17 protein-coding genes and 2 pseudogenes are annotated in these 24,597 nt (G+C 68.9%); 8 read left to right on the top strand and 11 right to left on the bottom strand.

The features are described from left to right. Nucleotides 1-372 precede the first annotated feature (372 nt). The 8 genes and pseudogenes from F4560_RS04235 to F4560_RS04270 form a co-directional block, all read right to left on the bottom strand. Nucleotides 373-657, bottom strand: a complete 285-nt coding sequence (locus F4560_RS04235) for a hypothetical protein (protein ID WP_184916467.1) — start codon at nucleotides 655-657, stop codon at nucleotides 373-375. Continuing rightward, the gene (locus F4560_RS04240; protein ID WP_184916470.1) at nucleotides 654-929 is read right to left on the bottom strand and encodes a hypothetical protein; all 276 of its coding nucleotides are present in this window, start codon (nucleotides 927-929) and stop codon (nucleotides 654-656) included. Before F4560_RS04240 ends, F4560_RS04235 begins: the two co-directional genes overlap by 4 nt. 106 nt (nucleotides 930-1,035) lie before the next feature. Further along, complete coding sequence (locus F4560_RS04245; RefSeq protein WP_184916472.1) at nucleotides 1,036-1,692, bottom strand: fasciclin domain-containing protein; 657 nt, start codon at nucleotides 1,690-1,692, stop codon at nucleotides 1,036-1,038. 134 nt (nucleotides 1,693-1,826) lie between these two features. Further along, nucleotides 1,827-3,238, bottom strand: a pseudogene (locus tag F4560_RS46775) (molybdopterin-dependent oxidoreductase). 55 nt (nucleotides 3,239-3,293) lie between these two features. Then, a complete protein-coding gene (locus tag F4560_RS04255; protein WP_184916475.1) occupies nucleotides 3,294-4,091 on the bottom strand; it encodes an anti-sigma factor in 798 nt (265 codons plus the stop codon). Further along, nucleotides 4,088-4,690, bottom strand: a complete 603-nt coding sequence (sigK, locus tag F4560_RS04260) for an ECF RNA polymerase sigma factor SigK (protein ID WP_184916478.1) — start codon at nucleotides 4,688-4,690, stop codon at nucleotides 4,088-4,090. The genes F4560_RS04255 and sigK overlap by 4 nt, the downstream gene beginning before the upstream one ends. Before the next feature lie 156 nt (nucleotides 4,691-4,846). Then, the gene (locus F4560_RS04265; protein WP_184928889.1) at nucleotides 4,847-5,608 is read right to left on the bottom strand and encodes a DUF1295 domain-containing protein; all 762 of its coding nucleotides are present in this window, start codon (nucleotides 5,606-5,608) and stop codon (nucleotides 4,847-4,849) included. Between the two features lie 68 nt (nucleotides 5,609-5,676). Then, on the bottom strand, nucleotides 5,677-6,990 hold the full coding sequence (locus tag F4560_RS04270) for a class I SAM-dependent methyltransferase (protein ID WP_312868417.1): 1,314 nt from the start codon (nucleotides 6,988-6,990) through the stop codon (nucleotides 5,677-5,679). Between the two features lie 117 nt (nucleotides 6,991-7,107). On the opposite strand from F4560_RS04270, the gene F4560_RS04275 reads away from it, so the two are divergent. The 6 genes from F4560_RS04275 (at nucleotide 7,108) to F4560_RS04300 (ending at nucleotide 15,125) form a co-directional block, all read left to right on the top strand. Then, entirely contained in the window at nucleotides 7,108-7,839 is a 732-nt protein-coding gene (locus F4560_RS04275; protein ID WP_184916485.1) for an alpha/beta hydrolase, read from the top strand. Next, entirely contained in the window at nucleotides 7,836-9,104 is a 1,269-nt protein-coding gene (locus F4560_RS04280) for an NAD(P)/FAD-dependent oxidoreductase (RefSeq protein ID WP_184916488.1), read from the top strand. The genes F4560_RS04275 and F4560_RS04280 overlap by 4 nt, the downstream gene beginning before the upstream one ends. Next, the gene (locus tag F4560_RS04285; protein ID WP_184916491.1) at nucleotides 9,101-9,829 is read left to right on the top strand and encodes a DUF1365 domain-containing protein; all 729 of its coding nucleotides are present in this window, start codon (nucleotides 9,101-9,103) and stop codon (nucleotides 9,827-9,829) included. Before F4560_RS04280 ends, F4560_RS04285 begins: the two co-directional genes overlap by 4 nt. Then, complete coding sequence (locus F4560_RS04290) at nucleotides 9,826-11,079, top strand: SAM-dependent methyltransferase (protein WP_184916494.1); 1,254 nt, start codon at nucleotides 9,826-9,828, stop codon at nucleotides 11,077-11,079. The genes F4560_RS04285 and F4560_RS04290 overlap by 4 nt, the downstream gene beginning before the upstream one ends. Before the next feature lie 120 nt (nucleotides 11,080-11,199). Continuing rightward, complete coding sequence (locus F4560_RS44060) at nucleotides 11,200-11,838, top strand: DUF4394 domain-containing protein (protein ID WP_184928890.1); 639 nt, start codon at nucleotides 11,200-11,202, stop codon at nucleotides 11,836-11,838. 179 nt (nucleotides 11,839-12,017) lie between these two features. Then, a complete protein-coding gene (locus F4560_RS04300; protein WP_246477721.1) occupies nucleotides 12,018-15,125 on the top strand; it encodes a golvesin C-terminal-like domain-containing protein in 3,108 nt (1,035 codons plus the stop codon). A 616-nt stretch (nucleotides 15,126-15,741) separates the two neighbouring features. Here the strand turns inward: F4560_RS04300 and F4560_RS04305 are convergent. Beyond that, nucleotides 15,742-16,491, bottom strand: coding sequence for a DMT family transporter (locus F4560_RS04305; protein ID WP_221483333.1), 750 nt, complete (start codon nucleotides 16,489-16,491; stop codon nucleotides 15,742-15,744). Between the two features lie 109 nt (nucleotides 16,492-16,600). On the opposite strand from F4560_RS04305, the gene F4560_RS04310 reads away from it, so the two are divergent. Together F4560_RS04310 and F4560_RS45400 are read left to right on the top strand one after the other, a co-directional pair. Then, on the top strand, nucleotides 16,601-17,437 hold the full coding sequence (locus F4560_RS04310) for an AraC family transcriptional regulator (RefSeq protein WP_184916500.1): 837 nt from the start codon (nucleotides 16,601-16,603) through the stop codon (nucleotides 17,435-17,437). 322 nt (nucleotides 17,438-17,759) lie between these two features. Continuing rightward, complete coding sequence (locus tag F4560_RS45400; RefSeq protein WP_281392378.1) at nucleotides 17,760-17,891, top strand: hypothetical protein; 132 nt, start codon at nucleotides 17,760-17,762, stop codon at nucleotides 17,889-17,891. A 167-nt stretch (nucleotides 17,892-18,058) separates the two neighbouring features. On the opposite strand, the pseudogene F4560_RS45950 reads toward F4560_RS45400, so the two are convergent. Beyond that, nucleotides 18,059-18,682: pseudogene (locus tag F4560_RS45950) on the bottom strand (IS3 family transposase); the annotation flags it as partial. Between the two features lie 539 nt (nucleotides 18,683-19,221). Beyond that, nucleotides 19,222-24,417, bottom strand: a complete 5,196-nt coding sequence (locus F4560_RS04320; protein WP_184916503.1) for an NACHT domain-containing protein — start codon at nucleotides 24,415-24,417, stop codon at nucleotides 19,222-19,224. Between the last annotated feature and the right edge of the window lie 180 nt (nucleotides 24,418-24,597).

Here is a 24,597-nt window from a genome sequence, read left to right on the forward strand (position 1 = left end):
TGGCCTACACATGGCCTTCGGCGCGAACCCCCATCCGGATTGCCCGTATCGCAAAGTCGCCTGCCGCCCTCGACGCCACGGCGGACAACCCGGACAACAACACCATCAGGTGACACCCCGCCGACCGTGTCATCTCACCGAAACCAGCGTCACGCAGCGGCCCACCGCGCACCCGACCCACCGTGCCGGCCGCCGTTGCCGTCCGAGTTGGACACGGTTACGACGGTCACGAGGCCGACGCGGGGCGAACCACTGTCGGTACCGCAGCCGTCGTCGCGCACGCTCGCCGACGACGGTTGAGGGCACTGAAACGATCACCGGCGAACCTGGCGGCCTACCGCGTCGCGCGATGGAAACGGTCGTGCAGCTCAATCAGCGATGCACCGTGCGGTACGGCCACGCAAGCTGCTCTCGTCCGAGGACGCACGGGCCCCTGGACGAGACGCTGGCCTGGTACGCGACGTGCGCCGCCGCCAGGCCGGAGTCAACCTGCTCGTCGAGGGTCTGATGATCTAGTGGTCGGTCGAGGCCACCGGGCAGGACCACGGCGCGGTCGTCCAGCGCCTGGCGCTCGCGGTGGGACGGCTGATACCGCCGACCGCAGTCGACCCACTTCGGCGGATGCGCGGTGGCGGACCGGCGGAGAACGCGCTTCATCGCCCGGGACCACCATCCGTCGTCGGCAGAGCCCAAGCCTGGCTGCCGGCCACCCGCGACGGCGCACTCACCGTGGTCACGGTGGCCTGGAACTGCGACTCCGAGAACCGGCCGTTCGGCATGACGATCCACGACGAGCCCCGAGTGATCGTCGGCGGCGCGGGCGTCGGCAGTGCGATCGAGTGGTCCGCACCCGCGATCACCCGGCCACGGCCGCCGACTCGCCCGTTGGTGACCTGGCGTTGTGGTCCTTCGACGGCCGGTCGAACCACTGAACGAACCTCAGCGGGGGGCCGCCGATCGCGTTGCCGGACGCGACGAGGGGTCGCGGCCACGGTGAGAGTGGCCACGACCCCTCGTCGCATGGGGCGGTACGGGTCAGGAGGTGGGCATCATGACCTTGTCGATGACGAAGACGGTGGCGTTGGCGGTCGGGATGTTGCCGCACAGGACCTTGGCGCCGTTGACCGTGACGTTGTCGCCGGAGCCCTCGACCTTGAGCGTGCCGCCCTGGACGGTGGGCAGGTTCGCGGAGGACAGGATGCCTTCCTTGTCCATGCGCTGCGGCACGACGTGGTAGGTCAGGATGGAGGTGAGCTTGGCCTTGTCGGCGAGCACCGCGTTCAGCGTTTCCTGACCCAGGGCCTCGAACGCCGGGTCGTAGGGCGCGAAGACGGTGTACTTGGCGTCGGTCTTGTTGAGCGTGTCGACGAGGCCGGCTTCCGTGACCGCGGCCACAAGTGTCTTGAGGAGCGGGTTGTTGCTCGCCGCCGTGGCTACCGGGTCGTCGACCATGCCGTCGAGGGAACCCTCGGTGTCCTTGGGCAGGCTGGCGCAACCGGCGCCGAAGACGTCGCTGGTCGTGGTGACGCCGTCGCTCATCGCCTTGCTGGTGGTCGTGGTGGTGGTGGTCGTCGTGGCGGCGGCCGAGGTGGTGGCGTCCGAGGCGGTTTGTTCGCCGCTGCCGCACGCGGCGACGGAGATCATGGCCGCGGTCAGGACGCCGATCGCGGACGCGAGCCGGGTGCTGCGCATGAGATTGCTCCTTTGAGGACGGTGCCGGACTGTGTTTCCCGGCTTGTCATGAGTGGTTCGGTGCCGGTGTGGCGTCGGATTGGTCGATTCGGGAAAATGTTGAGTCGTTTCCGCGCCGGCCGTTGCACAGGTGGTCAGGGTCGTGCGGTGAACACGATCGTGTGCCATCCGGCGGCGCCGTCCGGGATGGGTTCGGCGCGTTCGCTGGTCTGGGTGTAACCGGTTCGGTCGGTGGCGCGGACTTCCAGGGTGTGCGAGCCGGCGGGGAGCTCGAGTTCGGCGCGCCACATCCGCCAGGTGTCGACGTTGACCTCCGTGCTCAAGGCGGTGGCCTGCCAGGGGCCGCCGTCGACGCGGACCTCGACCTTGTCGATGCCTTTGTGCTGTGCCCAGGCGACCCCGGCGGCGACGAACCTGCCCGCGGGCACCTGTTCGAAGGCCTTGGGCCGGTCGATGCGGGACATGGTCTTGATCAGGGCTCGTCGTGCCCAGTCGCGTTTGACCCAGTAGGCGTCGAAGTCGGCGAAGGTGGTGAGTTCGGCGTCGACCAGCCACTTGGTGGCCGAGACGAACCCGTACAGGCCGGGCACGACCATGCGCACGGGGAAGCCGTGCTCGGCGGGCAGCGGTTCGCCGTTCATGCCGATGGCCAGCAGCGCGTCGCTGTCGGGTTTCATGATGTCCTCGACGGGTGTGCCGCAGGTCCAGCCGTCCACGCTGCGCGTCGCGAGCTGGTCTGAGCCTTGTTGCACGCCTGCTTCGGCGAGGATGTCGCGAAGGGACACGCCGATGAAGTTCGTGGTGGAGATCCCGTGGGGATCGGTGGCGCGGTCACGTCCGGGGTGAGCCGGATGGAGCGGCGGGAGGCCTCCACGTCGACCCGTCCGCCGATGAACTGCCCCGCGCCGGCGGTCACCCCGGCCGCGGTGGCGACAGCGGTGGAGGTGATCAGGAAGCGGCGGCGCCCCAAGCCGGGAACCGACCAGTCCAGCGCACGCGTCTGTGGTGGACCGGCGCTGTCGACGGTGTCGTTGACAGGCTGCGGCTTGTCCGCACCGGGCTTGCCCGCAGAGGTGCGGCGGGCGAGCCCGTGCAGCCACCGGAAGATCAGCACACCCACGACCAGGCCGGCCAACGGTGCCAGCACGGCGATCGGGGCCAGCGTGGGGCGGGTGAGCACCGCCGCGACACCGAGCACCCCCAGCGCCGCGGCCAGGAGCGTTCCGGGCAGCGGACCGCGGCGGGACAGCAGTCCGGCCAGGACGGCCGCGGCGGCGATGACGAACGCCATGCCCGCCAGCAGCACGATCTTGTCGTCCTCACCGAACGTGCGGATCGCGAAGTCCTTGACCGGGTGCGGTGTCAGATCGATCGCGGTGTTGCCCACGGCCAGGAACGGCGAGGCGAACGGGTCTATCAGCGCGGCCACGAGGTGTCCCGCGGCCAATGCGGCGGCCACGGCGATCAGGCCCACCGCAGTTGCCGCCAACAGCGGCAGCCGCGGCACCGCGGTGTCGGACGACTGCCTGGGCGTGGATGCGTTCATACCAGGTGTTCGCAGCCGGCCTCCCTGCGGATTGCCTCTTTCGGTCAGGTGTTGCTCAGACGAGCGGGAGAACCACCACGGTCGGGGTCGTGGGCCGAGGGGATCCGCCTCGTGGCTCCACGGTCAGGCCCACGGCTTCCCGGCCGGTGAAACCACTGGCGAGCAACGGATCGGGATGTTCGTCGGAGGACGCGAGCAGACCGGCCGGACGTGGGCCGTCGGCGCCGATCAGCCACATCTGATAGGTGCGGTCCTCGGGCAGCCGTGCCAGCCCGTCGGCGAGGAACACCACCTGTCCCTTGGTCGCCGACGCCACGACAGTGCCCGTACCACCGCCTGCGACCTCACCGCGGACGAGCTTGGCGTCCGGTGCGGCCAGCAGTTCGGCGACCTGGCTGTTGCGGGTGTTGACCTGTTCCAAGGCTTGCAGGTCGCGTTCCAGCCGATTGTTGGTGTCCACGGCCTGGATGCCCAGCGTCACGGCGACCGCGATGCCCGCCGCGGCGGCCAGCGTCGCGGTCCTGCGCAACCACAGGCTTTGGCCCGTGGATCCGCCTGGGCGCGGGAAGTGCGCTTCGGGTGGTGGGCCCGCAGGATTCCCGGTTCCCGGTGGCAGTTGGCGGGTGTCGGCGACGGCGGCCAGTACCCGGTCGCGCAGGTGGGCCGGAGGCTCGACCGCAGTCTCACCGGCCAGCAGCGCCGTTGCCTCGAACAGTTCGGCCGTTTCCCGTGCGCAGCTCGAGCAGCCCGCGATGTGGTCCTCGAAGAGGCGGCGCTCGGTATCGGCGACGGCGTTGAGCACGTAGGCGCCGATCAGCGTGTGCGCTTCGATGCGCGCGGTGTCGTCGGTCATCGGGTCACCCCCAGGCAGTCTCGGAGTCTGATCAAGCCGTCGCGCATCCTGGTCTTGACCGTGCCCAGCGGGATGCCGAGCACGGACGCGGTCTCCGGGTATGTGTAGCCCTGGAAATAGCCCAGGAGGATGGACTCTCGCTGAAGGTCGGTCAACGTGGACAGGCAGCGGCGCACCTGCCGCTGTTCGATGCGGGCGGCGACCTGCTCGCTGACCGTGTCGAACGGTGTCTCGACGTCGCGGCGGGCGGCGATGTCCTCGCGCCGGGTCGCGGCCTGCGCGGAACGGACCCGGTCCACGGCGCGGCGGTGCGCCATGGTCATCACCCACGTCAGCGCGCTGCCGCGTTGCCGGTCGTAGCGGGCGGCGGTGCGCCACACCTCGACCAGCACCTCCTGAGTGACCTCCTCCGACTGCGCGTGATCGCGCACCACCCGACGCACCAGGCTGAACACTCTGCTCACCACCACGTCGTACAGCCGGGCGAACGCCTTGTCGTCACCGCGCGCCACCAGGCTCAGCAACTCCTCGGCGGTGGCGTCGCTCCCGTCGTGGGTGTCGGCGGATACGGCCTGGAGCTTGCGCTCACGCCCTGCCATCGTGCCCCTTCCCGATCGAATCGTCCTTGACAGTTACTCATCGCCGAGCCCTTGCCCGGCTCGTCCACGAGGGAGATCAACCGATAGGAGGACGAGTCGAGCGGCTACCTCTCGTTCGTCGCCGGACGCGGATCAGATTGGTTCGCACGGCCCGCGTCATGTCGACCGATCCCCGAAGCGGCGAGCGGCACGGCGGGGAGGCAGCGGGAAGAAGCCGCTCGTGCGCTGCACGTAGTCGGCATAAGCGGGACGTCGACGGCGCAGGTGCTCCTCGAGCATCGGTTTGCCCGTTCCTCTCGCGAGGACGAATGTCATGAGCACCGGTGACACGACGGTCACGAGGCCGTGCCAGGAGGAGCAGGCGAGCAGGAACAGGCCCCACCAGACGCAGGCGTCGCCGAAGTAGTTCGGGTGCCGGGTGTAGCGCCACAAGCCCCGGTCGAGCACCCGGCCCCGGTTGCCCGGGTCGGCCCGGAAGCGCTGCAACTGCCAGTCGCCGACCGCCTCGAACACCACTCCCACCAGCCACAACACCGCTCCAGCGGCCATCAACGCCGGGTGGACGCCGGTGCCGTACTGGGCGACTTGGACCGGCAGCGACACCAGCCACAGCACGATGGCCTGCGCCACGTACGCGCGCACCAGCACGTGCAGGTGAGGGTTTCCCCTGGCACGCCGGCGCATCTCGGCGTAGCGGTGGTCCTCGGGCTCACCCCGGCTGCGCAATCCTATGTGGACCGCGAGGCGGACGCCCCACACCACGGTCAGCACCGTGACCAACACCCGCGTCGTGGTGTCGTCCTGGCCGCTGGAGAGCAGGAACGTCGTGCTCGCGATCAGCGCGAAGCCCGGGCCCCAGGCGATGTCGAGGGTGTCGTGCCGATTCCTGACCACGGAGACCGTGAAGGTGACCACCATGAGCAGCGCCACCACGGCGGCGCTGATCGCGAGGTTGAGGGGCAACCCGGCGGGCAGTTCCGGCCAGGTCACGTGTCACCGCCGGATGCCGCGCTGTCCAGAGCCAAGGGGTCGGTGCGGTGCCATGGCATACCACTCGCGCCGTCGGTGGTCGGGCGCACGGCGAGGATCTGGTCCACGCCCATGCGGTTGTCCTCGAAGGCCAGCGCCCCGCCGGCCAGGTAGAGCCGCCACACCCTGGCCTGACCTTCGCCGACCAGTGCGACGACCTCGTCCCAGCGCCGTTCAAGGGTGGCCGCCCACTCCCGGACCGTGCGCACGTAGTGCTCGCGCAGGGCGTGCACGTCGCGGATCTCCAGCCCGGCGTTCTCCAGGTGTGCCAACGTGCGGCTCAGCGGTCGCATGGTCATGTCGGGCGCGACGTAGGACTCGATGAACGCGCCGCCGCCCGGCGCCGTGGCTCCACGCGACATCTGCTGCAACAGCAGTCGACCCGCGGGGCGCAGCAGGCGGTGCAGGGTCGAGGCGTACACCGGGTAGTTCTGCTCGCCGACGTGTTCGCCCATCTCGATCGACGCCACCGCGTCGAACGGCGCGTCGCTGATCTCCCGGTAGTCCTGCAACCGGACCTCGACGGCGTCCCGCAGGCCCAGTTCGGTGATCCGGCGGCTGACGTGGGCGTGCTGCTGTCGTGACAGCGTCACCCCGGTGGCGTGCACGCCGTGGTGGCGGGCGGCGTACAGCAGCAGCGAGCCCCACCCGCACCCGACGTCCAGCAGGCGCATCCCCGGGCGCAGGTCGAGCTTGCGGCAGATCAGCTCCAGCTTGTCCCGCTGGGCGTCGACGAGCTCATAGCCGGGTCCTTCGACGGCCCAGTACGCACAGGAGTAGGCCATGCTCGGGTCGAGGACGAGCTGGTAGAACTCGTTGCTCAGGTCGTAGTGGTGGGCGATGGCCGCACGGTCCCGGCGGCGGGTGTGCAGGCCGCCCGCCAGCCTGGCCTCTTCGGCCGGCGGTCGCGGGCGGGGACCGAGCACACCGAGCCGGATGGCCGTGCGAAGCAGCGCCACGCGTTCGGAGACGGTGAGCCCGCGGCGCGGGCGGTCGGCTCGGGCCAAGGCCCAGAACCGGCGCAGCCCGGTCGTGATGTCGCCTTCGACGTCGAGGTCACCGGAGACGTAGGCGCGGGCCAAGCCGAGTTCGTCGGGGTTCCACAGCAACCGGCGCAGGGCGTGGGGCGACCGCAGCACCACCCGCGGACCGTCGGACGGGCCGGCCTCGCTGCCGTCCCAGGCCCGCAGCCCCACCGGCAACGCGGTGCCCAACACCCGCTCCACGACATCGGCCAGCACCGCGGCGTGTCCGGTCTTCCTGTCCTGCACGTCGTCCCCTTCACCGTCGGCTTCCCGGGTGGTTCGAGACCACGGGCACGGCGGGTTGGCCCAACCAGGAAATGTGACGCGCGACACAGCACCCATCTGGTGGATGATGTGCGCCGAATGCTGGTCGTGTCACACCTCCACTCCGACACCGGGCGGGTCCGGCAGCCCTCGATCCAGAGCTGGGGTCAGCCGACGACGGCCGGCTCCGCGGTACTGGTCATACCGGGCGGTCGTGCTCGCAGCTGTGAACCCGCGAGCCGGGCCAACCTGGCCTACCAGCGGATGGTGCCGTTCGCCCGGGACCTCAGCCGGACGGTGCCCGCCGTCTGGCTGTTGCGTTACCGGTACCGGGGGTGGAACGAACCCGACCGCGACCCGGTGCGCGACGCCCGCTGGGCATTGGCCCGGCTGCGCGAACGGCACCCCGGGGCGCGGGTCGCCCTGGTCGGCCACTCGATGGGCGCACGCACCGCCCTCCGGATCGCCGACGACCCCGCCGTCACCGCGGTGTGCGCGTTGGCGCCCTGGATCGAACCCGGTGAACCGGTCGACCAGCTCCGCGGGCGTGCTGTCCTGCTCGCCCACGGCGACGTGGATCGGTGGACCGATCCACGGGCGTCCTACCGCTACGCGGTGCGCGCGAAACAGGCCACTGCGACGACCTGCCGGTTCGTCGTGCACGACAGCGGCCACACCATGCTGCGGCGGCGTGCCGACTGGAGCGGGCTGGTCCGCCGGTTCGTGCGCGGCGCGTTCGACCCCACCGCCACCGATGCCCTGATCGCCGAGGCGATGACCGCCCCTGCCCCGCACGGACTCTCCGTCGCCCTGCCCCGAGGAACCCGATGACGACCACACCCCGCCGCGTCGCCGTGATCGGCGCGGGAGTCGCCGGCCTGACCGCCGCCTACCTGCTGCAACGCCGCTACGACGTGCTGCTGTTCGAGGCCGGTCCGCGCCTGGGCGGCCACGCCCACACCCACGACGTCGTGTCCGACGACGGCGGCACCGTCGCCATCGACAGCGGCTTCATCGTCCACAACGAACGCACCTACCCCCACCTGCTGCGGCTGTTCGCCGAACTGGGTGTGCGCACGCAGGCCACCGAGATGTCGATGAGCGTGCGCTGCGAGGGGTGCGGTCTGGAGTACGCGGGCGCCAGAGGTTTGGGCGGGCTTTTCGCCCAACCCTCGAACACGACGCGTGGGCCGTACCTGCGGATGCTCGCGGAGGTCACGAGATTCCACCGGAACGCCCGGCGCGTGCTGCACGACCCGGCGGCCGACGGCGTCACGCTCGCCGCGTTCCTGGCCATCGGCGGGTACAGCAGGTTCTTCGTGGACCACTTCGTCGTGCCCGTGGTGTCGGCGGTGTGGTCGGCCGACCAGGTCACCAGCCTGCGCTACCCGGCCCGGTACCTGTTCGAGTTCCTGCACAACCACGGGATGCTGTCGATCACCGGCTCGCCGAAGTGGAAGACGGTGGTTGGTGGCTCTCGCAACTACGTCGAGCGCGCGGCCAAGCAGTTGACCGCCGTGCACCTGTCCAGCCCGGTACGGGCCGTGACCCGCACAGGGCGCGGCGTCGAAGTCCGCGACGACGGCGACGAGGTCCACCGGGTCGACAAGGTCGTCATCGCCACGCACCCCGACCAGGCGCTGGCGTTGCTGGCCGACCCGACCGACGACGAACGCGAGGTGCTGGGAGCCTTCCGCTACTCGCGCAACGAGACCTGGTTGCACACCGATGCCTCCCTGCTTCCGCGATCGTCGGATGCGCGTGCCTCGTGGAACTACCTCAAGCCCCACTGCCGCTCCGACGACGGGCCCGTGCTGGTCAGCTACCACATGAACCGGCTGATGCGGCTGGCCGAACCACAGGACTACCTGGTCACGCTCAACGCCACCGACCGGATCGCGGAGTCGTCGGTGATCGCCCGGATGCGTTACGAGCACCCGGTGTACACGCCCGAGTCGGTCGCCGCGCAGCGTCGCCTGCCCGGGTTGAACACCGGATCGACCGCGTTCGCCGGCGCCTACCACGGCTGGGGATTCCACGAGGACGGCTGCGCCTCCGGCGTGCGAGCCGCCGCGGCACTCGGCGTCGACTGGTGACCGCAGCCGCGCTGTACGACGCCGTGGTCACCCACACGCGCCGCCACCCGGTGCGCCGGACGTTCCGCCACCGCACCTACCTGTGGCTGGTCGACCTCGACCGGCTCCCCACCGTGCCGAGGTGGCTGCGCCCGGTGGCACAGTTCCGCGCAGTCGACCACCTGGGCAGCTCCGATCGCGGCATCCGGGAGAACCTCGACACCTGGCTCGCGGGCCAGGGCGTGGACCTGCGGGGCGGACGCGTGCTGATGCTGACCAACGCCCGCGTGCTCGGCCACGTGTTCAACCCGATCACCGTGTACTGGTGCCACGACCCCGACGACGAGCCCGTCTGCGTGGTGGCCGAGGTGCACAACACCTACGGCGAACGGCACTGCTACCTGCTGCGCCCCGACCCCGGCGGACGCGTGGAGACCGACAAGGCGTTCTACGTCTCCCCGTTCCTGACCGTCGAAGGGCGCTACGTGATGCGGTTGGCCCGGCCCGCCGAGCGCCTGTCCGTGGCGATCAGCCTGCGCCAAGGCTCGCGGACACCGTTCAGCGCCTCGCTGACCGGCGTCCGCCGACCGGCCACGCCGTGGACTCTGCTGCGCCTGCTGTGGCGCCACCCGCTGCCGACCCACCGGGTCAGCGCGCTGATCCGCTGCCACGGCATCGCCCTGTGGCTGCGCCGACTGCCCGTCGTCCCCCGCACACCGCACAACGCACAGGAAGGTGTCCGATGACCACTTCACCCACCCGGCAGGCGGACACCGCGCTCACTGGCAGGGCCTGGCATTGGCCGGGCCTGCACGAGCCGCGGCACTCCGCCGCCCGCGCCGCCGCCGCACGACTGGTGTTCCAGCACGCCGTGAGAACGCTGCCGGTCCGGGTGGCGCTGCCGGGCGGCGAGCGGCTGGGAGCGGGCGGCCCGGACTCGCCCGTGATGCGGATCGTGCGCCCGGGAGCGTTCTTCCGCCGACTCGGGGCGGACGCCAAGATCGGCTTCGGCGAGGCCTACATGGCCGGTGACTGGACCAGCAACGACCCCGCAGCCCTGTTGACCCCGTTCGCCGCCCGCATGGCCGACCTCGTGCCCAGGCCGTTGCAGGTGTTGCGCCGCTGGGTCGACGCCCGCCAACCCGCGCACGAGCGCAACACCGTCGAGGGAGCGCGGGCGAACATCCACCGCCACTACGACCTGTCCAACGATTTGTTCGCCGCGTTCTTGGACGAATCGATGACCTACTCCTCGGCCTGGTTCGCCCCCGGCAGCGACGACCTGCACACCGCCCAGCTGCGCAAGATCGACGGTGTGCTCGACCTCGCCGACGTGCGCGCCGGCACCCACCTGCTCGAGATCGGCACCGGCTGGGGCGCGCTGGCGATCCGCGCCGCCCGCAGGGGCGCCCGCGTCACCACGCTCACCATCTCCGCCGAGCAGAAGCACCTTGCCGAACAACGCATCGCCCGAGCCGGACTCGCCGACCGCGTGCAGGTGCTGCTGCGCGACTACCGCGAAGCCCACGGCAGCTACGACGCCGTGGTGTCCGTGGAAATGATCGAAGCCGTGGGCGCCGACTACTGGCCCACCTACTTCCAAACCCTCGACCGCGTGCTCAAGCCGGGCGGCCGGGTCGGGCTACAGGCCATCGCCATGCCCCACGACCGGCTCCTGGCAACCCGCCGCTCCTACACCTGGATCCACAAGTACATCTTCCCGGGCGGCCAACTGCTCTCCGTCCCCGCCATCCAGGACACCGTGCGACGGCACACCGCACTCGCCATCACCGAACAGCGCTCACTCGGACCCGACTACGCCCGCACCCTGCACCACTGGCGCACCCGCTTCCTCGACAACTGGCCGCAGATCGCGGCGACGGGCTTCGACGACACCTTCCGCCGCCTGTGGGAGTTCTACCTCTCCTACTGCGAAGCCGGCTTCCGCTCCGGCTACCTCGACGTGCTGCAACTCGGCATGGCCAAACACCGCTGACCGGAAGGGTCTCGACACCACTGCCGAGGTGGTGGTCCGCAGCCCCCCTGCGGACCACCCGAGCAGCGCGCGACGACGCTGCTCAAGCTGGTGGCAGCGCAGCGAGGGCGGCGGCAGCCGATGGTCTGCCTCCCACTCGGTGGGTGTTCGTGGCGAAGGGGCGACACGGATTGCCCGGCCTTTCAACAGAACCCGTTCGGGCTTCGTAGACAGGGGCGTTCACCACAACAGGAGGCGTTCATCCGCATCCCGCATCACTGCGTTCGTCGGGATCGCCGCGCTCGCGGCCGTGCTCGTCGCACCCGGCACCGCAGGAGTCACCGCCCCGGGCAACGACGTGCACCTGCTGACCGAGGACGGCCTGCACCCGGACACCGGCGCGGTCGCCGCCATCGACGGCACGTTGGTCCACATCGACGGCGGGTCGGCGCCCGCGGTCACTGCCGCGGCTACACCAACAGCGTGGCCGGGGCCACCAGCACGACGCTGTACGCGATCGACTCCGGACACGGCACCCTGGTCACCCAGGGCACCCGGGCAGGCGTCACCCCGGTGGTGTCACCCAACACCGGCCGGCTGTTCACCGTCGGACGGCTAGGTGTCCACATCGGCCGTACCAACGGCTTCGACATCGCCCCGGACGGTGCAGCCCTGGTCGCGTCGGGTGCGCGGGTCTGCCGGATCGACCTGGAAACCGGTCGGGTCCGGCTCGTCGGCCTGGTTCCCGGCAGCGTGGTCGGCTTGGCGTTCCGCCGCTGAGCCCAACCTCGCGCGTCGCCTCCCACCACAGCCCAGGTAGCCGAGCACGCGTCTTCAGCTGGCGGCGAGCGGGCTGACCGACCGATCCGTGGGACATCGTCACCGCCTACGACTACACCGATCTGGGGCAGCAGAAGGTCCGCACGCTGACCAGCGCGGGCGGTTCGTCCAACCGCACGATGGTGTGGGACTACTACCCGGACGGCAAGCTCAAGTCCCGCTCCGACGACGGAGTCCCGGTCGGCAGCCATGTGGCGCTGACCGACAACACCGACGCCGGCTTCGTCGAGACGGTCGGCACCTGGACGGTGCGTACCGCCGGCAGCGGCTACCAGAACACCAACCACCGCAGCGCCCCGGCCGGGACCGGCGCGGCGACGTTCACCTGGAAGCCGGTCATTCCGCAGGACGGCACCTACGAGGTGTTCGTCAAGTACGCCACCGGCCTGACCGGCGTGGCCACCAACACCCCCTACAAGATCGACAATGGTGCCGCGCAGACCACCGTCCCGGTCGACCAGACCAAGAACGGCGGTCAATGGGTCAGCCTCGGCGGGCACAGCTTCACTGCGGGCGACAAGGCGAAGGTCACCGTGTCCGACGCCGCGAACGGCATGGTGCTCGCCGACGCGGTCAAGCTGGTCCGCGACCACAGCGCCGACATCGACAACGAGAAGAAGACCTTCACCCACTCCTACGACGCCAATGGCAACCTGCTCTCACTGACCGACTCCTCACCCGGCGCGAAGGTCGACGCCTACGCGATGACCTACAACGGCCTCAACCAGCTGGCCAAGGTCGAGGAGAAGCTCGCCGCGGTGGTCAAGGGCACGACCACGTTCTCCTACAACGAGAACGGCTCACCGCTGACCCGCGGCCACGACCGGCAGTCGTCGGTATTCCGCTACAACCCGCGTGACCTGGTCGACCAGGTAACCAACACCGAGACCGGCGGTCAACCCAAGGTCACCGCCTACAGCTACACCGACCGCGGCCAGGTGCTGCAGGAGACCAAGCCCAACGGCAACAAGGTGACCTACGGCTACCACCTCGACGGAGCGCTCGCCTCCCAGGCCGAACGCAAGACCGACAACACCCTGGTCGCCGAACACCAGATCGAGTACAACGCCAACGGCCACCGCGTCCGGGACGCCTCCAAGATCCAGAACGCCGACAACGCCACGGCATACCTGGACGAGGTGCGCGAGTACGCCTACGACCCGCTCGACCGCCTCCGCAACCTGACCAAGAAGTCCGCGGCCGGCGCGGTGCTGGAGACCGAGGACTACGTCCACGACGCCAACAGCAACGTCACCAGCCAGACCCTCGAAGGCAAGACCACCACCTTCAACTACTACTTCAACCGCCTGCTCACCGCGACCACATCCGGCGTGACAGCGGCCTACAACTACGACCCGTTCGGCCGCCTCGACACCGTCACCGGCGGCGGGAAGATCATCGAGTCCTACAAGTACGACGGCTTCGACCGCACCACCCAGCACAGCAAGCAGGGCGAGGGCGGTGCACTCACCACCGCTACCTACGCCTACGACCCGCTGGACCGCACGACTTCCAAGACCGAGGCCGGCAAGACCACGGACTTCGCCTACCTCGGGCTGTCCGACAAGGTCGTCGGCGAGGAGATCGCCGGACAACTCCAGCGCACCTACCAGTACGACGCCTTCGGCCAGCGCCTCACCCAGATCAAGAAGGACACCGACGGCACCGGCCCGCAGGTCGCCGAGGACTCCTACTACGGCTACAACCCCCACACCGACGTCGAAACCCTCACCAAGGACAACGGCGACACCCGCGCCACCTACGGCTACACCGCCTACGGCAAGGACGACACCGAAGCCTTCACCGGCATCGACAAGCCGCAGGCGCAGCAGCCCGGCACCGAGCCCTACAACTTCTACCGCTACAACGGCAAACGCTGGGACCCCAACTCCGGCTCCTATGACATGGGGTTCCGCGACTACAACCCCGGCCTCAACCGCTTCCTCACCCGCGACAACTACAACGGCGCCCTCGCCGACCTTAACCTCGGCAGCGACCCCTTCACCGGCAACCGCTACGCCTTCACCGGCGGCAACCCGATCAGCCGCATTGAGATCGACGGCCACTGCTGGGCGTACGACTGGATCTGTGACACCGGCAGCGCCATCGGTGACGCGGCCTCCGCGACCGGGAGTGGTATCGCGACCGCAGCCGAGGCGACGTGGGACTTCTTCGGCCAGGTCGGCGGGTTCTCGGTGGGCATCATCGAGGGGGTCGGGAGCACTGTCGGCGAGGCATGGGACTGTGTCTCGGCCATCTTCGCGTGTGGCCAGGGCATCGCAGACTTCGCGAGTCTCACGTGGAACGATCCCGGCACGGCGGGCGGCCTATTGTGGGGCTCGGTCACCGCGCCCATCGTCGACGACTGGAACCAGGGCAACTACGGCGAGGCGATAGGACGTGGCGCATTCTCGATCATCGAGGTGATCGCAGGTGGCAAGGGCATCAGCAAGCTTGGGGCTGCCGGCAAGACGCCCGATTCCGGCACGAAGAAGCCGGGTGGTCTCACTTCGCAGAACTTCAACCTGCAGACGTTGAAGGAGCTGTTCGACTCGGGGCAGCTTAAGCACGGCGACGCCACGCCGCGGCCGGACAGCAATGTGCCCAATGCGTCCGACAGTGACCTGCTGAACATCGCCAGGAACCCGCGCAACCCGGACGAACAGGTCAAGATCAATCGGAACTCGGATGGCACGATGACCGTGATCCAGGGCAACCAGCGGCTGTACGAGCTGTTGAACCGCGCCGGACAGGGCAGGATCGGGTGGAACGAGGAGGTCCCCGCTGTGGGGCTTCTGGTGACGAGAACGGATCAGGGCATGAGCATTCGTCAGTGGGTGGCGAACCTGCTGCGCGCCCGCGAACCTGACCTGCGCACGCTGACTCGCGAACGACTGGTCGCACTGCGCGAGACGGCGAAGTCGCACGGGTACACCGGGCGGGCGTGGCGGGACGGCGAGGACTACGCCATCAACGAGTCCGCGTTCATCTGGCTCGAGGCCGGAGACGAGATCGGCGATGGCGTGGTGGTGTGCAACCTCGTGGTGTCACAGATCGAATTCACCGGCAGCAGGCCAACCGGCACCCCGGTCCGACGCCATACCCTGCACGTGCACCAGGACGACCTGCGGCGGCTGAGGCGTGCTTCAACGGAGGACGCACGCCGCGCCTACTTCGTGCTGCAGGCCGCATTGCCGCTCGATCTCGATGAGGTCGGGCCCTGGTGAAGGCGAAGGGCATCTGACCCAAGAAGGACACCGTTGGCGAATACGGACGGCGCGACTGAGCCCGGCGTACTCAACTCGATCACGCCGGGCACGGCGGTCATGGGAGCCTCCACCCAGAACTCGTGCGCGACCGCCTCGGCACGCTCGCCGCCGATGGCAACCATTACGCGGCCGTACGTTTTCGGGTTCCGCCCGAGACGTTCGGCGCACGATGCCCTGCAAGTGCTCGTTGACGAGTCGTGGCAGGGCAAGCGGTGGGTGGTCGAGACGGACATCGCCGAGCGCTTTTCGGCTACTCCGCACGAGAAGTTAATGCAGGTGATCGAGGAACGCGGTCGACAGAGACCCGCCATGGGAGGAAGGTGGGAGGACATTGGGAGAAGTCAAGGTGTGACAACAGGATCGAACTGCGCTCAAGTGCATCCAACGGTGCCGTCGTGACCTGCGGATTCGGCGTTTTCACAGGTCAGACCATGACCTGATCCCTGGGGGCAAGGGGTCGCAGGTTCAAATCCTGTCGTCCCGACGGTCGATGACCAGCGGGTTTGTCTTTCGAGGCAAGCCCGCTGGTGTCGTTTTGGGCTGTTGTGGTCGCAATGTGGTCGCGTCCCGCGGGTCAGGCGACGTCGGCCTCGTTCAGGGCGTGGGCGATGACGTCGACCGCGTCGTGGGCGATGTGGCGTAGCAGGTCACCGACGGTGTGGCACGACGAGCCCCGACGTGGTATCGACCGGGCCGGTCGCGGCGGTGCGGCTTCGTCGACGCCCGGTCGACAGGGGGTAGCGTCGGGTACGGCGAGGACGCCGAGGAGCAGGGCGCCCGCGCAGGTCGCGTAGGTCGTGGCGGTCAGCGGTTCGACACCCGCGAGGACGCGTGGTCCCGCCAGGGTGTAGGCCGCCCAGCACACAGCGCTCAGGGTGAACAGGGCATCGCCCAGGAGCCGAGACGGCCCTCCGCCTCCACCGCCACCGGCTCCGATGAAGAAGATCGCCGCGCCGGTGAGCCCGAGTGCCAGACCTGTGACGCGTGCCCAATTCGCCTTCTCCCGACCGGTCACCAGGAGGAACGCACTGGTGAGGACCGGGCTCAGGACCGGGATGAGGATTCCGGCGTCCATGGAGGGGGCGAGCGACAGTCCCCAGAAGAAGAACCCGTTGTAGGCAAAAACGCCCAGCACACCCGCGGCCGCCGCGAGCCATCCGTCACGGGCCGGCACGCGTGCGGTACGGCTGCCGAACATCGCTACGGCAAGTAGCAGGGCCAGCGCACCGCCGCCGAAACGCAGGAAGGCTGCCACGGAGTGCGGCACGTGCTCCACGACCGACTTGGAGCTGGAGAAGGCGCTTCCACAAAGCACCATCGTCACCGCCAGAAGCGCATATGGATTGCCGATCCTGCCCGTCGTTCCCATGTGCGGATCCTGGCTGCTGGACCGCGTTCTGGCTTGAACGCCTGTGCGCGGCCACAATGGGTTAATGCACAACGGAGCCAGTTGGGTGCGGTACTGGCGGGACGAGGCCCGTCCGCTGGAGGCCATGCACGCGCACTTCCTGGATCACGTGTACGCGTTGCACAGCCATGACACATATTCCTTCGGCATCACCGATCTGGGCGCCCAGACGTTCCGCTGTCGCGGGGCGCACCACACCAGCGGTCCCGGCATGGTGATGGCGTTCAACCCCGACGAGGTCCACGATGGTCATGCCGCCGCGGAACTGGGCTATCAGTACCGCATCGTGCACGTCGGTCTGTCCGTGATGCGCGGTACCTTGGCAGACGCGGCCGGCGATGGGGCCTCGGGGGCGATGCCCCTGTTCGTTCGCCCTGTGCTGACGGATCCCTTGCTCACCGGAGCGCTGACCCGTCTGCACAAGGCGCTGGTGCACGGTTCGGGCAGCATGGCGCGAGAGGAACTCCTCAGGGCCACCGTCCTCATGCTCGCCGAAATAGGCACCACACGGGCCCCGCATCGGAGGACGCTGGGAGGCGAGGCACAGCGGCGGGCCGCCCGACGGGTTCAGGTTCTGCTGAACGAGGCCTTCCTCGAACCGCTGTCGGCGGAAGACCTGGCCGTGGCGGCCAGCTGCAGCCGTTTCGCGCTGTACCGGGCCTTCCGCTCGGAATTCGGCTTGGCGCCAAGCGACTACCAGCGCATCCTCAGGCTCCGTCGGGCACGGCAGCTGCTGGCCCGCGGGCTGTCACCGGCGAATGCCGCGGCATCCACCGGTTTCTCCGATCAAGCGCACTTCAACCGGTGGTTCAAGCGCGCCTACGGCATCACCCCGGCGATCTACCAGCGTGCCGGTCGCTGAAACGCTGTGCTTGCCGGAAAATGTCGCTTGATTTGTGACGGCTGGTGGCAGTGTGCGCAGTGGTCGGGCGTTGACGATGCCTTGGTGGGGTCGGTGGGTGTTGCAGAAGTGCTCGTACTGGCGTAGCGCACGGAGCAGGTGCCGTTGGTCCAGATGAGGGTGCGGTCGAGTACTTCGCGTCGCCCTCGCCCTGGGAGCCGAGGTCCCCCGCAACGCGCTGACCCAACGCCACCCCGACCTGCGCAACCGGTTCTACGCCCCCGTCCGCGACCACGCGGGCACCCCCGACGACGAGGTCCGCCTGCGCGCCACCATCGCCCAGTTGAAGAAGACCATCGCCGGCAAGAACACCGAACCCGCCCGACTCGACCGCGACGTCCATACCCGCACCGCCGCCCCTGTGCCGCTCGAAAAGTCATCGCTGCTGGTCAGGCGGCTTGTCTGTATTCGTTGATGAGGCCGCCGAGGATGCGGGTGCGGCGCAGTCTGTGTGTGTCGAGGTTGTGTACTGCACCAGGGTGCTGCTGGGACTTGGGTGGTAGTTGGCCGCGAGATTGGTGGGGGTCGGTGGCGGTTGTAGTGGTGCGCGTAGGTCTTGAGGATTTGTCGTGCGTGGGCTTCGCCCATGATCAAAATGTGGTCGGGGAGTTCGCGTCGGAGGGTGCCGATGACTCGTTCGCAGTGGGCGTTCATCCGAGGCGCCTGTGGCGCGCTCTTGATGACGCGTAGGTCGTCGCTCTGGAAGACGGCGTCGAACGCGTGGCTGTACTTGTCGTCGCGGTCGCGGAGCAGGAAGCGTAGGGACTCCGTCCGGTGTCCGAGGTCGGCGGCGAGGTTCCTTGCCTGCTGGGTCGTCCACTCCCGAGTCGGGTGGGAGGTGACGTCGGTGACGTGCAGGCGGCGGGTGCTGTGTTCGAGGAACGCCAACGCGTATAGGCGCCTGCCGAGCACGGTGTCGAGGTGGAGGAAGTCCGCCGCGATGATGCCCTGGGCCTGGGCGGTGAGGAACTCGCGCCAGGTCGGGCCATTGCGGCGTGGTACCGTGTCGATGCCCGCTTGGTGCAGAGTCCGCCAGACTGTCGAGTGGGCGATGTGATGGCCGAGTCGGGCCAGTTCACCATGGATCCGCCGATGACCCCACCGCAGGTTCTCCCGGGCGAGCCTCAGCACGAGCGTCTTGACCGCCGCTCGAGTCGGTGGACATCCGGTACGTCGACGCGCGGAGTAGTCCCACTTGCGGGCCATGAGTCTGCGGTGCCAGGCGAGCAGGGTGCCCGGTGTCACGGGGACGATCTTCCGCCACCGCTGACGATCCACCAACCCAGACAGGGCGGCGAACCGGAACCGATCCGTGCGCTCATAGCGGACAGGGACCCGTCAGTTGCCGGCGAAGAACTGCGTTCTCGTGCCGCAGCACTAGCAACTCGGCATCTTTCGTCGCCTCGCAGCGCAGCAGCATCGACGGAACTGACAGCAACCTTCGGGTCACCCTGTACAGCAGAGACACGATCACCCGGCCATGCTCTCAAGACGGTGGGCCCTCGCTCTACCAGCGACGATGACTTTTCGAGCGGCACAAGATGCCACGGCGCATGACAGCCGTGCTGTGAGCGCTTCGAGGTCTTGGGCTTTGCACGCCCTCTACCTGCGTGGATGGAGTTCTCGGCAGGTACAACGATCACCGCAGCTCAACGCCCGAGTGCAGAGTTCTGGCACTCCACAGGGCGAAAGGTTGCCACCTGTTCCGGTAGGGAACGCGGATCGGGTCACCCGTGCCCTGGTTGCTAGAGGGTGGACAGTAGGTGCCTGGCCTCGACCCTGAACACCTCGCTCCACCGGGTCAGGGCACGGGCCGCGCGGCGCCGGATGTGCCGGGGAACCGCGTTGTCGAACGCCACCTCCCGCGCCACCACGGCTGCTGCGTCACGGGACTCGCGCCGCAGGTCCACGGCGGTTTCAGCGCACCGGACGCGGACGGTGGGAATCAGGTCGCGGTCTCGCGCCATGGCCAGCAAGCCCAGCGCCGCCTCGGTAGGCTTTGCTGTGCCGAGCACCTGCCAGACCTGACGGCGAAGGGAGGGGTTGGGGGTGCTCAGCAGATCTTCGAGCACCGCCAAGGCCACGCGTCGGGCTGCTGGTGCGACGTCAATCAAGATCTCAGCCGCACTCGTACGGACCGACACAGGCAGCGTCGTGTCCTCGGCCATCTCGTGCGCCAAGGCGGTCGCCTTTCGTCCGCCCGCCTCGCCCATGGACGCGAGGTCATTCGCGATGTATACGCGCAACGCGGGGCGGACCGCGTGGTCGGCGACTGTCGTGGCCAGCATGCGCACAGCCGCAGCCCGATCCTCGAAATCGAAGCCGACCAACAGTTTCGCCGCCCGGCACCTGATCGCTACGGGCGTGCTTGCTGAGTCTCGCAGTCGTCGAAGCGGTTCGAGGCCGTCGACTCGCCTCAGGTGGTACCTCGCGTCGGCCTCGTTTCGGCTGGAGGAGTTCGGGTCGACGAGGACGTCTCGCAGCAGAGCGACGAGCGTCGATGGTGTCGTGGTGGTGATCTTGAGGACAAGGTTCATCGCAGCGATCCGTTCGCGGATCGGACGCGCCGCGTCCATCGCGATCGCCTCAGCCTCTGCTGTTATCCGGCATCGATGTTCCTGGTCGAGCCGTGCCAATGCGTGGCGTGCCCGGGAGGGAGCGGGAGAGTTGTCGGCGAGTTCTTCCAGCAGTTGAACAACCTCCGGTACGAGCCGGGTCGACAAGGTCGATAGGGCGTACGCGGCGTTGACCCGTTCACGGGCCGATGTTTCCGGGGCGGCGAGGACTTCGCGGATGGTGGCCTCGGCCTCTGCTGCGAGCGGCAGGTCGTCCCAGTAGTCCTTAGCCGGCACCCGGTCCACGATCGACAGCTCGTGGTCGTCGAGCAGGCTTCGCTCCACCTCGGTCCGTAAGCCGCGGGGGAGGTTCAGCAGTAACAACTTACGCCAAGCGATGTTCGTCGGGTTCCGGGCGATTGCCATGATCAGGTGTGGTTCAAGGCCTGCGTACGCGCTGATCTGCGCCAGCCAGAGTGCGCATACAACACGGTCATACGGTGTCGTGTGAGGGTCGTCCCGCAGGCGGCGCAGCACACCGACGGCACCCGAGGTCGTAGACCGGTCGAGGGAAACATGTGTAACCGCAGCCCAGGCACGGCTGTGCACGTTCTCCGCCTCGTTGTTCATCACGTCCCGGTGGAACGCCACGGCATTGCGTCGCTCCGATTCGCGCAATGCGGCCAAGTGCTCGAAAGCAGTACTGCGATCACTAAATCCTAAGTGGCCGTCAGCGGTCTGTCGGCGCAACTCCTCCAGTGCCGCGTGCTCTCCCTCGGGATTCAGATGGAGCAGTGCCACCGAGGCCGCTATACGAACGTGGCGGGCGGTGTCCCGGTCAGTGAGCAGAGTACGTACGCCGGAAACGATGTCGGCACCGAGCGCGGTCAGGCGCAGGACCACGTTCACCCATGACGTCAGTGGTACGTCGTCCTCCGGGATCGGCAGGGTCGAGACGGCCTTCGGGGCGAGGGAGGTGAGCATCGTGGTGGCGTCGAACCGAACCGACGAATCCGCCGACCCGTCATTGACCAGTGCCGTGAGGGCTTCCCTCACTGCTGGAGCGTGGGCGTATCCCAGTGTCTCCAGCGCCCCCACGATCTTCCAAGTGTGGCCGGCTCCAGCCACTGCGGGGCGTAGCAGCTCGTAGAGCACCTCAGCGATTCTTTGGCGGAGGCCGCGCCCTACATCATCGAAATGCGTCATGAGGTAGGGAAAGTCGAACTGCGGTACGGTGACGGAGCGGAGCAGGTCGCATGCCCGGTCGACTGCCGTGCGGTGAAATGCCCGCCCGAGGGACACTACGGCGCTGAGGGCGGCCAACCGGGAGCGGAAGTGCCGTGTGGGGTCGGCGGCAACGGTCAGCAGCACGTCGGCGATGGCCACTCGCTCCACCTCGGACGACGCGAACCGGGACAGGGCGGGGAACCGGGTGATCGGGTCTGGAAGAAAACCGGTCGGTGCCAGCAGCGCCGCCAACGCGCGGTCGTGGAACGTGATGTCGAGCTGACGCAGCTCACCCCACGCCTCCAGGGCCACGCCCGCGTCGAGGGCGGTGGTGGCGATGTCCAGCAGGTGGCCGCGTGCCTCGGCGTGGAATCGGGGACCCGAGCGGATCAACTCGCTCACGGCGTAGCGGCGGTCGCTAGCGATCGCGCCGTGATCGGCCGCGATGCCCTGGAGTCGCCGCAGTGCCGAGGCCCGGTGCGGTTCCCCGAGCCTAATCAGGTAGCTGAGAAGGACGTTGACCTGATTTGGGTTGTTGGGATGCAGTTCGTCCAGCAGCGCCCACAGTACCGAGGCCGCCTCGGCGAAGTACTCCGGCCCGAGCTTGCCGAGCGCGTTCGCTGCGTTCATGACGTCGTTGGCGGCTGCGCCAGGATGCTTGGTAATCGAGCGCAGCTCTTGTTCTGCGCGCTCCCGGAATGCCGGGCCGAACTCGGTCAACCGGCTGGCACAGTACCGGCGGTGGGTAAGGGTCGCGCCCGGCTCGTCCATGATGGCGAGCACGAGTCCACCCGCGGTGGTGCGGTGCTGGAACCCAAGCCTGCCGAGCACTTCGGCGGCGTTCACGCGCTCGAAGATGTTTCGCCGGGTGTCCTCGACGAGCTTCGTCAGCGCCTCGACCGCCTCGCTAACCAGGTCGGGACCGAGCTGCGCCATCCCCAGTGCCGCCTCTTCCCGTCCGGTCTGGCTGTGCACGGGGTCATGTAATACCCCGCGGAACGCCTCCGCTGCTCGCGCGTGGTGGTCCGGACCGATCTCGATCAGACCGGTCGCTGCCTGCACGAGGACTGCGGTCGGTGTCTCCGCATCGTCAAGTAGTCCAGTGAGCGCCGCGGCCGCGGCGCGGTTGGTCTCGGCGCCGAACGCGGACAGGATCACCGCGGCGGTCCGGCAGTCTCGGCCCGACGCGTGCGGATCGGCCAGCACGGACCGCAATCCCCGCTCGGCCGCCTCGCGCTCGTTCGAACCGGTTTCCGACAACCCCTCGGCCGCAGCCAACCGCACCGACACCGCAGCACTCTCGTTGTCGACCAGCGCGATCAGGAACGCGACGGCCTCCGGCGCCTCCTCCCCGCGAAGCCGCGCCGCCAAGGTCGTCGCTGCCTCGGCCCGGGAGCCCCAGGGTGCATCCCCGTCGCGCATCAGCCCGACCAACCACTCGGCCAGCCACGGGTACCCGGTCGCCCGGCTGACCTGCGACAGGATCGCCGCCGCCGGGTACTGATTGGTCATCGCCCAGCCGCGCGCGGTCTCCAGGAACGCCTGCACCACCTCGGGGCTGGCAGGCAGGCGCTTGGCCAATAGCCGAGCAGCCAACAAGTGCTGTTCCCCGTCACCCGAGTGCAGCCAGTGCAGCATCGGATCGGCCTCGGCCGGGCGCAGGCGGCAGTAGTGCAAGGCCACGGCGCGAGCGAAGCGGCCCCGTTCGCGCGGGCGGGCGGCGTGCAGGAGGCGGACGAAGGTCTCCTCCGGGGCGAACGCCGTGGCCAGGGTCCTGGCGTGGGCGGTCGCTGCTAGGTGTTCGGCGAAGCTGTGGTGCAGGAAGCGCAGGTCGTCGTTGCGCAGTTCCAAGGGGCCCACCGAAGCCAGGAACGCGGTCAGCTCCTCCGCCCAGCCCCTAGGCGGCTCAGTGGTCATCAGGTGAGCGCGGGTCCAGGTCGTGGCCGCTTCGCGGAGGGATGTGTCGCTCTCCAGACGCACGCGGCCCAAGTGTTCCAGCAGCGGGGTGCGGTACTGCTCGAACGGGCCGGAGGGGGCGCGGTCGGAGCGCAGGAACGCCAGATACGCCTCGTACAGCTCGTACTGGTTGTCCGGGAGGGGGCGGTCGCCGCGTTGGTCGAAGACGACCGCGGCGATGGTGGCCAGGAGCGGGACACGGACAAGTTCATCCAGGTGAGCCGCGTGGATCTGGCGGAGGAACCGGTCGGCCCGGTCGGGGCCCTCGGCGGTGAACCAGTTGTGCGCGAAGCGGCGCAGGGCCTCCTCGTCGAACGGCTGGAGCTCGTAGCGCACCGCCCCGACGCGGTGCAGGGGCGCCAACGCGCCGCCATCGACCGGCCTGGTCATAAGGACCACCCGGTACGGCGAGTCGGCCGCGCACCGTGCCAGCGCCTTGACCAGGCGGTCGCGGTCATCGGCGTCGGCGACCTCGTCCAGGCCGTCGATCAGCAGCAGCCACCGGCAGCCTGCGACGCGGTCGCGCAGCAGGTCTGCGGTCAGCGGTGAGTGGAGCAGGGAGCCATAGTCGGCGCGGGCGCTGTCGGCCAGGGCCTCGGGGAACGGGACGCCGCGCCGGGCGGCGAGCTCGCGTGCGGTCACGCGCAGCGGCACCACGGGTTCGGTCAGGGGTTCGTCGCCCTCGGCGAACCAGCGGGACGCGATGTCGGCGGCCAGGCGCAGCGATAGGGTCGACTTGCCCTGGCCCGCGCCGCCCACGACGACGAGGTGCCGATCGGTGTCGAGAGCTTCGCGTACGGCTCTGGCCGGTGGGCGGACCGCGACCCGGGCGACGGGCGGGGCGGGCGCCTCGACCAATTGGCCGTGGCCGTCGAGGATCGGCTGGGGCGGCTCGGAGCGCGGTTCGTCGGTGCTGCCGCCCAGGTCTTGGCGGACGTAGACGGCGGCCAGCGACGGCCGGCGGGCACCCGGCAGGCGATGCGGCAGGTCCTCGGCCGCCTGGATCTGGGTGTGGAGCAGGGACCGGATGGTGTGGGGGAGGACCGGTGCGCGGTCCCACGTCTCGACTGCGGGAGCGGGTTCCGCTGGTACGGGCGGGGTGTGGATGTGGACGCCGCCGTTGATCACGGACGCTTGGACGGTGGGGCCGCGGGTGTCGCCTTGGATGTGGTTGGTGGTCAACGCCTCGCCGTCCCGGTGCACCCGGTCCCCTCTCCGCCGAGGGTGCATCCTCCCACGGGCGAACACGCGGGCGGGCGCAATGCTGCGGGTCCGTCGCCATATCACCACGCGGCACTGGATGTGCCACTCCTGCGGCGGTCGATGTGCCCATGCGGCTGCATTCACCTGTGTCGATGACTACTCGAGCGGTGCATCGTGGAG

Source organism: Saccharothrix ecbatanensis, from assembly GCF_014205015.1.
GTDB lineage: Bacteria > Actinomycetota > Actinomycetes > Mycobacteriales > Pseudonocardiaceae > Actinosynnema > Actinosynnema ecbatanense.

Excerpts from the sequence above, each read along its gene's own strand:
- F4560_RS04235 (WP_184916467.1), bottom strand. The coding sequence starts at position 657 with ATGAAGCGCGTTCTCCGCCGGTCCGCCACCGCGCATCCGCCGAAGTGG.
- F4560_RS04245 (WP_184916472.1), bottom strand. The coding sequence starts at position 1,692 with ATGCGCAGCACCCGGCTCGCGTCCGCGATCGGCGTCCTGACCGCGGCC.
- F4560_RS04255 (WP_184916475.1), bottom strand. The coding sequence starts at position 4,091 with ATGACCGACGACACCGCGCGCATCGAAGCGCACACGCTGATCGGCGCC.
- sigK (WP_184916478.1), bottom strand. The coding sequence starts at position 4,690 with ATGGCAGGGCGTGAGCGCAAGCTCCAGGCCGTATCCGCCGACACCCAC.
- F4560_RS04265 (WP_184928889.1), bottom strand. The coding sequence starts at position 5,608 with ATGGTGGTCACCTTCACGGTCTCCGTGGTCAGGAATCGGCACGACACC.
- F4560_RS04275 (WP_184916485.1), top strand. The coding sequence starts at position 7,108 with ATGCTGGTCGTGTCACACCTCCACTCCGACACCGGGCGGGTCCGGCAG.
- F4560_RS04280 (WP_184916488.1), top strand. The coding sequence starts at position 7,836 with ATGACGACCACACCCCGCCGCGTCGCCGTGATCGGCGCGGGAGTCGCC.
- F4560_RS04290 (WP_184916494.1), top strand. The coding sequence starts at position 9,826 with ATGACCACTTCACCCACCCGGCAGGCGGACACCGCGCTCACTGGCAGG.
- F4560_RS44060 (WP_184928890.1), top strand. The coding sequence starts at position 11,200 with ATGGTCTGCCTCCCACTCGGTGGGTGTTCGTGGCGAAGGGGCGACACG.
- F4560_RS04300 (WP_246477721.1), top strand. The coding sequence starts at position 12,018 with ATGGTGTGGGACTACTACCCGGACGGCAAGCTCAAGTCCCGCTCCGAC.
- F4560_RS04310 (WP_184916500.1), top strand. The coding sequence starts at position 16,601 with ATGCACAACGGAGCCAGTTGGGTGCGGTACTGGCGGGACGAGGCCCGT.